Source organism: Acidiplasma cupricumulans (assembly GCF_001402935.1).
GTDB lineage: Archaea > Thermoplasmatota > Thermoplasmata > Thermoplasmatales > Thermoplasmataceae > Acidiplasma > Acidiplasma aeolicum.
In genome coordinates this window covers 1-7,586 of sequence record NZ_LKBH01000186.1, presented here as the reverse complement: position 1 = coordinate 7,586, position 7,586 = coordinate 1, and the positions used below count along the sequence as shown (strand labels likewise).

Here is a 7,586-nt window from a genome sequence, read left to right as displayed (position 1 = left end):
TTTATTTAGAATAAATCTCTCATTTTTCCTAGAAGAAATCGATTTTAGTTTCAAAATCAGCATTGCATATTTTGCGCAAGTAAATAAATCAGCGTTTTTATTAAAAATATCAACCTGATTCCTCTGGGCAATATCCTGATATATAAAGTTAATCTTATCCACAAAAAATCTGTATTTCTCAGGCATATTTGCATCATCAAGAATTGGAAAAATATTACTTCTAATTTTTGCAAGGTTATAAAGTTTTACAAATGGGTCGTAGGCAAATTCTACTGCAAATATCCTTCCATTATAACAAATATCTGATATATGACTAACGGTTGTTCCTGTTGATGCCCCCAAATATAGCACATTTGTGTTTTTATTCAATGGAATTTCCTTAAGCCCCTTTATGATTGCAGCTGCAAGTTTGCTCCTCTTTGGATTCCACTCACGTAAATATTTTCCAGAATAATTTCTAATTTTTTCACCGTACACTGATTTATTATACTCAGATACTGTGAAAATTCTGTTTTTTTCCATAATTATATTTTTGTTTATTTCCTTCACATTTTAATATTAAAGCAATGTAAATAAATATTTACGAGTGCAATAAAATTATATTGTAATTAATAATATATAACCATGAACTGTGATATGTGTGGAAAACAAACAAATAAATTAATTAAGATAAAAATAGATGGTGCAATTCTCAATGTATGCGAGGATTGTGCAAGATTCGGTGAACCTGTGGAGGAAAAAAAATATAACAGTTTAAGCGAAACACTGACAATAAAATTCCCCGAAAAAAAAATTATAGTTCCACAGCATAAAAAACCATTTAAAAAGCCTTTAAACAGGGATAATCCTAAAAAAATTTACAGGAAGCCTGAAAATATTGAAAATCTTGATATAGTGGAGGATTATGCCAGGTTAATAAAAAGCAAAAGGGAGCAGATGGGCATGACGCAGGAGGAGCTTGCGCAAAAGATATTGGAAAGGAAAAATGTATTATCAAACATAGAACGCGGGGAACTCCTGCCGGATATAAATACGGCAAAGAAACTTGAGAAGGTTTTAAATATTAAGCTAATAGAGAAGGATTAACTTTTATCTTAAATTTATAATATCTATTAAAATTTCCCTCACATCTTTATACTCCACATTATACCTTGCTGATGTTTTTCCAGAACCAACCTTTATTGTTATTGCATCTTTATTATTTTCAAAAGCCTCCTCGTCTGTAATATCATCCCCGATTATTATGGCCGGCCTATTCTTATTCCTTATCTTTTTTATTGCAGTTCCCTTATTTATGCCCGGCATTCTTAGCTCAACGATATTCTTACCCCTGTATACATCCATGCTGACCTCCCTGCTGATTTTTTTAACCTCACCTATTATCTCATTAATTTCATTGCCATCATGCACATCACCCATATGAAATAACAGGCCACCTGTTTTATTAAAAATTTTTAAATTTTTATACTTTTTTGTGAAAAAATGTCTGTTTTCATATAATTTATTGCATATTCTTACATATCTCTGGAACTCACATGTTTCAATAACCTCACCATTAATATAATATATATCACCATGGAGTGCAACAATGTTATAATTGCCTATAAATTTTATAAGGTCATCAAGTGACCTTCCGGTCACAATAAAAAGTTCATAATATTTATCCAAATATTTTAAAATAAAATCCAGCTCGCTGTCTGCATAGCAGTTTGAGGGATCATTTCTTATGGGAACAAGCGTGCCGTCATAATCCAGAAATATTTGTGGTTCCAGATCTATTATGCTTTTAACGTCCCCCAAAATTTTGTTAATTTCATTCATGTTGGGATTATGCAACCTTGCTTATTATTTTTTTATACCACCATGTGCTATCCTTTTTTTGCACCTCCATTTTTAGCTTCTGGAGTCTGTCATATTTCTCACCCTCGTCCATATTTATTGCTGTTACTATTGCATCTGCAATCTCATCAAGGTTATATGGATTAACATGCAGTGCATCATTTAAATAACATGCTGAACCAGCAAATTTGGATATTATTAAAACACCCTTTCTTGTAACTGATATAAATTCCTTGCTTACAAGGTTAAGACCATCAATTAATGGGGTAATTAATGCCACATCAGCTATTTTGTAATACGATAGTAACGTGCTATCCTTTATTTTTCTATACATGTATATTATTGGTGTCCATGACATGGTGCTGAATTCACCATTGACCCTGCCAACCGTCATTTCTATTTCCTTTTTCATTTTTATATACTCTGGAACATTGGTTCTGCTTGGTGTAACATTCATTACATAAACAAACTTACCTGCAAGTTCAGGGAATTTTTTGAGCATTCTTTCTATGGCCAGCACACGATTTATCAATCCTTTGGTGTAATCGAGCCGGTCAATGGAAAATATGATCTTTTTGTTTGCGATGCCATCATATTTTATTTTCCTTGCCCTTTCATATGAGAAAAATGACGTATCTATCCCAAGTGGTATTGAATAAACTTTGCTATGCGGTTTTTCATTGAAAAGGAATCTGTATGTTTCAGTAAAATTATTGGTATATAATTTTGTATGAAATGTTAAAACATCGCTCATAGAAAGACTTTGAATAATATCCCTCCCCTCTGGAAGTATAGAATAAAATTCCTTAGATACCCATGGTATATGCCATGTAAATATTATTTTATTTTTTATACCCATCTGCCTGAGATGAAATGGAACCATTGTAAGCTGGTAATCGTTTATCCATATTACTGAATTATTTTCAATATTCTGAGATATTTCCTTTGCAAATTTTTTGTTAACCTCATTATATATTTTATATGAAACAGGCATAAATTTTATTTTATCCCGGAAATAGTGAAAAAGTGGCCATAAAACACCATTTGAATACTCTTCATAAAACCCCTGCCTCTCTCGCCTTGTTAACATAATTCTTTTTAACGTATAATTGTTATACTTTTCCTCACAGAAATTCTCATCTGCGGACCCCCTTCCCCAGCAAATCCATGTGCCACCAAATTTTTCGAGCATGGACTTTAGGGCCGTTGCAACACCCCCAACATTACTGGTTGTAACAATTTTATTGCCCTGTTTATCATGTGAAAACGGACAGCTGTTTGTTACTATTAAATAATTCATAAATATATATGTTTTTATACCTTAAATTACTTTTTAAAAAGATATTTACAAATGTGATTAATTTAATATAATTTATTAGAATAATGCCAGAATGTTTTACCTTAATTTACCGCCGGTGGAGAAAATCGGCCTAACAATTATATTATTTATACACGTTTTATCCGCCATAATATTTGTCGGGGGCTCAATTTTTATCTGGCTTATACTGTGGCCGGAGTCATATAAACTTAATGATGAGAAAATAAGAACCAGATTGCTGGGGTTTGTTGGAAAAAAGTTTGCATTATATACTAATATTAGCTTAATACTCCTTATAGCAACAGGGCTAACGATGACATATAAGTATCTGGAAAATTTCTCACTTTATTTTACCAGCACAGAGGGGCATATCCTTTTTATTGCTGAGGTTCTTATTATAATAATGATTGTCATAATGTATGGAAATAATATTTATCATGGTAGGTTAATAGTTAAATTAAACGAACAGAACAAATTTGATGAGATAAAAAAGATAAGGAAAAAAACACACGTTTTCTCATTTATAACAATGATTCTGATGGTTATTATAGTGCTTCTTATGGTTGCACTGAGGGTTTATTATTAGGTAAAACTGCATGTATAAACATTTTATAAAATTATAGAATCAATACACACTAAAAACCGAATAAATATACTTTATTTATAAATTTTAAAAATAAAAAAATACTTATCTGGCAGAAGCTGCAACTCTTTCTATTTCTTCCTTTTTGGATATTGCATATGAGTTTCCATCGTTTCTTGATGCAAGTATAATTTCGTTTGCAAGGCATTCCTCTATGTGTATTTTATGTTTAAATGAGGCTTTAGTTGCACCTATGCATATATTTCTTAATGCCTCATCAAGCCTTCTGGAGGGTGATACATCTACTGATTTCGGGACTGCAATACCACCATATTTTAACCTGGTTACCTCCTCTCTTGGAGCGCTGTTTTCTATGGCTGTAACAAGTACCTGCACAGGATTTTGTTTTGTTTTTTTATTTATTATGTCGAAAGCCTCACTTAAAACTTTATATGCAGAATATTTTTTTCCTGTCCATTTTTCTGTTCTCATAAGCTTATTTAAAAGCCTCTCGATGGTGTTCATGTTCTTCTTACCCGAAAGATAGTTTGAAAACCTTCCTCCGGTATGCAGATTAATGTAAGATGTTAAATTTATATAATTTGCAAGACCCTGATCGTGAATCTGTATCCCACTTACATCATATTTATTCATTAAAAGCTGATCCATGAAATCACCTTACTGTTTTCTCCTTCCTTCCACGAACAAGCTCAAGCAGTGATATTCCATTAACCTTTATTACCTTATATCTAACACCAGGAATATCTCCCTTACTCCTGCCCATTCTACCTCCAATACCCTCGACAACAACCTCATCATGCTCATCTATATAGTTTATTGCACCATCGCCAGGGGCAAAGGCTGATAACTGCCTTCCATTTTTTATAAGCTGTATCTTGACACACTTCCTGATGCCTGAGTTTGGCTGTTTTGCCTCAATACCAACCTTTTCTATGACTATACCCTTTGCCTGTGGTGACCCCTCAAGAGGATCACTCTTCTCTCTAAGATTAAGCATTCTTCTTTTATAATCACGATCTGACCATGCGTAATGTTTTCTAACTTTTTTTAATTTTCTGCCTGCATTCATACCATTGGGCATTATATCACCTTAAATTGGAAACAATTCTGACCACATCATTATTTAATAATTTATAATCTTTTCCTATTACTCTCTTGGTTTTTCCGTTTATGGCCCTTATAAAGTTCTTTCCAATATCTGTATGCACCAGAAAGGCGAGGTCAAGTGCAGTTGTACCATCCTTAACTATGTAGGCATCCGGAAGTATGTTACCATTTTTATCAGTCCACTTATTTTCATCTGCAACCGGATATACAACTATATAACCCAAGCCTTTTATAATATCTGTTATAATATCAGTAAATGTTCGAATGCCATTATTTTTATAAAACATTCTTATTTTTTCAAGGGCATTTTTTTGTTCCTCGCCAGATTTATTTGTATAGTTAAAATCTATTGAATTATTATTTATATAACCATTTTTGAACGCCTTGGCGAGAATAAATTCGTATTCTGCGGATATTAAAAAATTGTTATTTAAGTCCTTTTTTATTTTTTCAATTGAGTCTGAATCCAGAAGGTCTATCTTATTTCCAATATTAAAGATGGGCTTTACATATGTTAGAATATCATTGCAGAATCTCTCTACATCCACCGGTTTCCAGTCTATTAACCTTTCTGGAAATGAGTCATTGGACATAATGTAAAATAGATCCTTCTCCTTAATCCCAAATGAGGCCACCTTTTTTAAAATCTTCTCAATTAATCTTTCTGAGGTATCAGCATCCTCCTTTCTGGCAAATTTTTGCCAGTCTCTATATATTCTCTCCTTTAGCCATAGCATTATTTCGTTCCTTACCATATTAATGTTTATTTTGTAGTCACCTGAATCCTCATCGCCATTTACATCATAAAGATTTATTATTATATCTGCATCACGTATATTATCCAGAAATTCATTGCCCATACCCTTGCCCTCACTGGCACCCTCTATAAGTCCGGGGACATCAATGATTTCCACGGGAATGTATCTTATGCCATTAATACATTTGCCTTCGCGTGGATTGCATTTTGCACCGATATACCTTTCTGGGCATTCATCGGTAATATATGATATACCAACATTTGGTTTGATTGTGGTAAATGGATAATTTGCTATATCAACGTCAGATAGCGTTATTGCAGAAAAAAGTGTGGATTTTCCAGCGTTAGGCTTTCCAATCAACCCAATTTTAAGCATTTAATATTCCACTTCCCTCATATCATATCCCTTTGGGCATTTAATCTTGCCCAAAACCTTCCTGACAACAATTTTTTTGCTGCCCTTATAATTAATCAGATTGCATTTTTCTATGAAAGGGCATGTTATATAATCACATTTCATGGATTTTAGCTCCAGTGAAATTCCATCAATAAGGTGGCGGCTGTACTGTACATTAAATGTATTTGGCATCTCCTCAACCTCCACCGTGGAAACTTTATTTTTATTAAAAATAAAGCATGGATTTATCTGCTCCTTTACATTGACGATTTTATATCTTTTACCCTCTTCCAGGTTAAAACATACATTTCTTATCCTGCATTCATCGCATTTTCCAGTAAGAGGGCCAACAAAAGTAAAAACATCACCCTTTCTCGCTAAATCAACACCAATTAATGTAATTTTACCCATATAATCACATACTGTAAAAATAAATACCTTATTAAAGTTATCATTACATTATATAATTCCTGTAATTTTAAGTGCCTTTTCGGCCACCCTCGTGCTAAGATCTGTTTCTCCAAGAATTGTGTACCTTTCAGGCCTCAATCTATGGGCAATTGAAAGGGCCTTTATTGCAATATCATCAGAAATTCCATATTCTGATGCTTTTGTTTGCACACCTATCTTTTTATATGTTTCCTTCAGTTTAATCCAGTCCCCTCCCTGAAGGTACATGCTTACCAGAGACCCCATTGCCACCTGCTCTCCATGCATTGAGGTGCCCCTGCCAAGAACCTCCAGTGCATGGGCAAATAAGTGTTCGCTCCCACTTGCTGGTCTGGAAGTGCCCGCTATGGCCATAGCTGTTCCTGAGGCAAGTATTTCCTTTGTTATGAGCCATATGCTTTCCTCCATTCCCGGCTGTATCATATTTGCGTTCTCCATTAGCTCCTTGGATGTATACTCTGATATGATTGCAGCAGTGCTGCTAAACTCCTCCCCCTTTAATCTGTATGCAAGACGCCAATCCTCAACAGCAGTAATGTTTGCTATAACATCTGCTGCACCGGCTGCAGCAAATCTGTACGGTGCCTTTAACATTATTGATGTATCCGCAACTATTGCAGATGGCATAACTGCCTCCACTGAAAGTACAGATTTTCCATCTGATATTGATGCCCTTGGTGATGCAATGCCATCATGGCTTGGGGCGGTTGGTACGCTTATAAAAGGAACACCAATATCTGCCGCGGTTTTTTTGGCAAGATCGATTTTGGAACCACCACCAACGCCAATAACAACACCTATTTTTGAATTTTTAATTTCATTTTTAATGAAATTTAAGGTATCAATGGATGCCCCATCAACAATCAGGACATTATATTGTATATCATCCAGCAATTTTTCTATATATTTTCCTGCCAGTTCATATGTTTTATTTCCGGTAATTATTAATGCTTCTCCTGATCTCAAATTTTTTTTAACAACATCGTTTATATTAACTATTGCATTATGGCCAATAAAAACATCATTGGGAAAATGCATTGATCGTATTTTATTAAATATCATAATATTGACATATTTAATTTGAATATAAATTTAGCCATAAAGATACAGTAAT

The 7,586-nt window shown here is 33.7% G+C and carries 10 protein-coding genes; 2 read left to right on the top strand and 8 right to left on the bottom strand.

The genetic code is table 11. The features are described from left to right. The coding region (locus tag AOG55_RS05355) for a fibrillarin-like rRNA/tRNA 2'-O-methyltransferase (RefSeq protein WP_055041013.1) at positions 1 to 549 on the bottom strand (549 nt) is incomplete at its 3' end. 75 nt (positions 550 to 624) lie between these two features. Between AOG55_RS05355 and AOG55_RS05350 the strand changes: the two genes are divergently transcribed. Then, positions 625 to 1,086, top strand: a complete 462-nt coding sequence (locus AOG55_RS05350; RefSeq protein WP_048101687.1) for a multiprotein bridging factor aMBF1 — start codon at positions 625 to 627, stop codon at positions 1,084 to 1,086. 3 nt (positions 1,087 to 1,089) lie between these two features. Here AOG55_RS05350 and otsB read toward each other — a convergent pair whose 3' ends face one another. Together otsB and AOG55_RS05340 are read right to left on the bottom strand one after the other, a co-directional pair. Then, positions 1,090 to 1,821, bottom strand: coding sequence for a trehalose-phosphatase (otsB, locus tag AOG55_RS05345; protein WP_055041012.1), 732 nt, complete (start codon positions 1,819 to 1,821; stop codon positions 1,090 to 1,092). A 7-nt stretch (positions 1,822 to 1,828) separates the two neighbouring features. Then, on the bottom strand, positions 1,829 to 3,139 hold the full coding sequence (locus AOG55_RS05340; RefSeq protein WP_055041011.1) for an alpha,alpha-trehalose-phosphate synthase (UDP-forming): 1,311 nt from the start codon (positions 3,137 to 3,139) through the stop codon (positions 1,829 to 1,831). A gap of 91 nt (positions 3,140 to 3,230) precedes the next feature. Here AOG55_RS05340 and AOG55_RS05335 point away from each other — a divergent pair, with 91 nt between their 5' ends. Next, positions 3,231 to 3,743, top strand: a complete 513-nt coding sequence (locus AOG55_RS05335; RefSeq protein ID WP_048101684.1) for a DUF2269 family protein — start codon at positions 3,231 to 3,233, stop codon at positions 3,741 to 3,743. Between the two features lie 102 nt (positions 3,744 to 3,845). On the opposite strand, the gene AOG55_RS05330 is transcribed toward AOG55_RS05335, so the two are convergent. From AOG55_RS05330 to AOG55_RS05310, 5 genes are read right to left on the bottom strand one after another with little or no spacing between them, the layout of a single operon-like run. Beyond that, the gene (locus AOG55_RS05330; RefSeq protein WP_048101683.1) at positions 3,846 to 4,409 is read right to left on the bottom strand and encodes a 30S ribosomal protein S7; all 564 of its coding nucleotides are present in this window, start codon (positions 4,407 to 4,409) and stop codon (positions 3,846 to 3,848) included. Positions 4,410 to 4,413: 4 nt separating this feature from the next. Next, a complete protein-coding gene (locus AOG55_RS05325) occupies positions 4,414 to 4,842 on the bottom strand; it encodes a 30S ribosomal protein S12 (protein ID WP_048101682.1) in 429 nt (142 codons plus the stop codon). 4 nt (positions 4,843 to 4,846) lie between these two features. Further along, entirely contained in the window at positions 4,847 to 6,001 is a 1,155-nt protein-coding gene (ychF, locus tag AOG55_RS05320) for a YchF-related putative GTPase (protein ID WP_055041010.1), read from the bottom strand. After that, a complete protein-coding gene (locus AOG55_RS05315) occupies positions 6,002 to 6,433 on the bottom strand; it encodes a UPF0179 family protein (RefSeq protein ID WP_048101680.1) in 432 nt (143 codons plus the stop codon). A gap of 48 nt (positions 6,434 to 6,481) precedes the next feature. After that, on the bottom strand, positions 6,482 to 7,534 hold the full coding sequence (locus AOG55_RS05310) for an NAD(P)-dependent glycerol-1-phosphate dehydrogenase (protein ID WP_048101679.1): 1,053 nt from the start codon (positions 7,532 to 7,534) through the stop codon (positions 6,482 to 6,484). Positions 7,535 to 7,586: the final 52 nt, after the last annotated feature.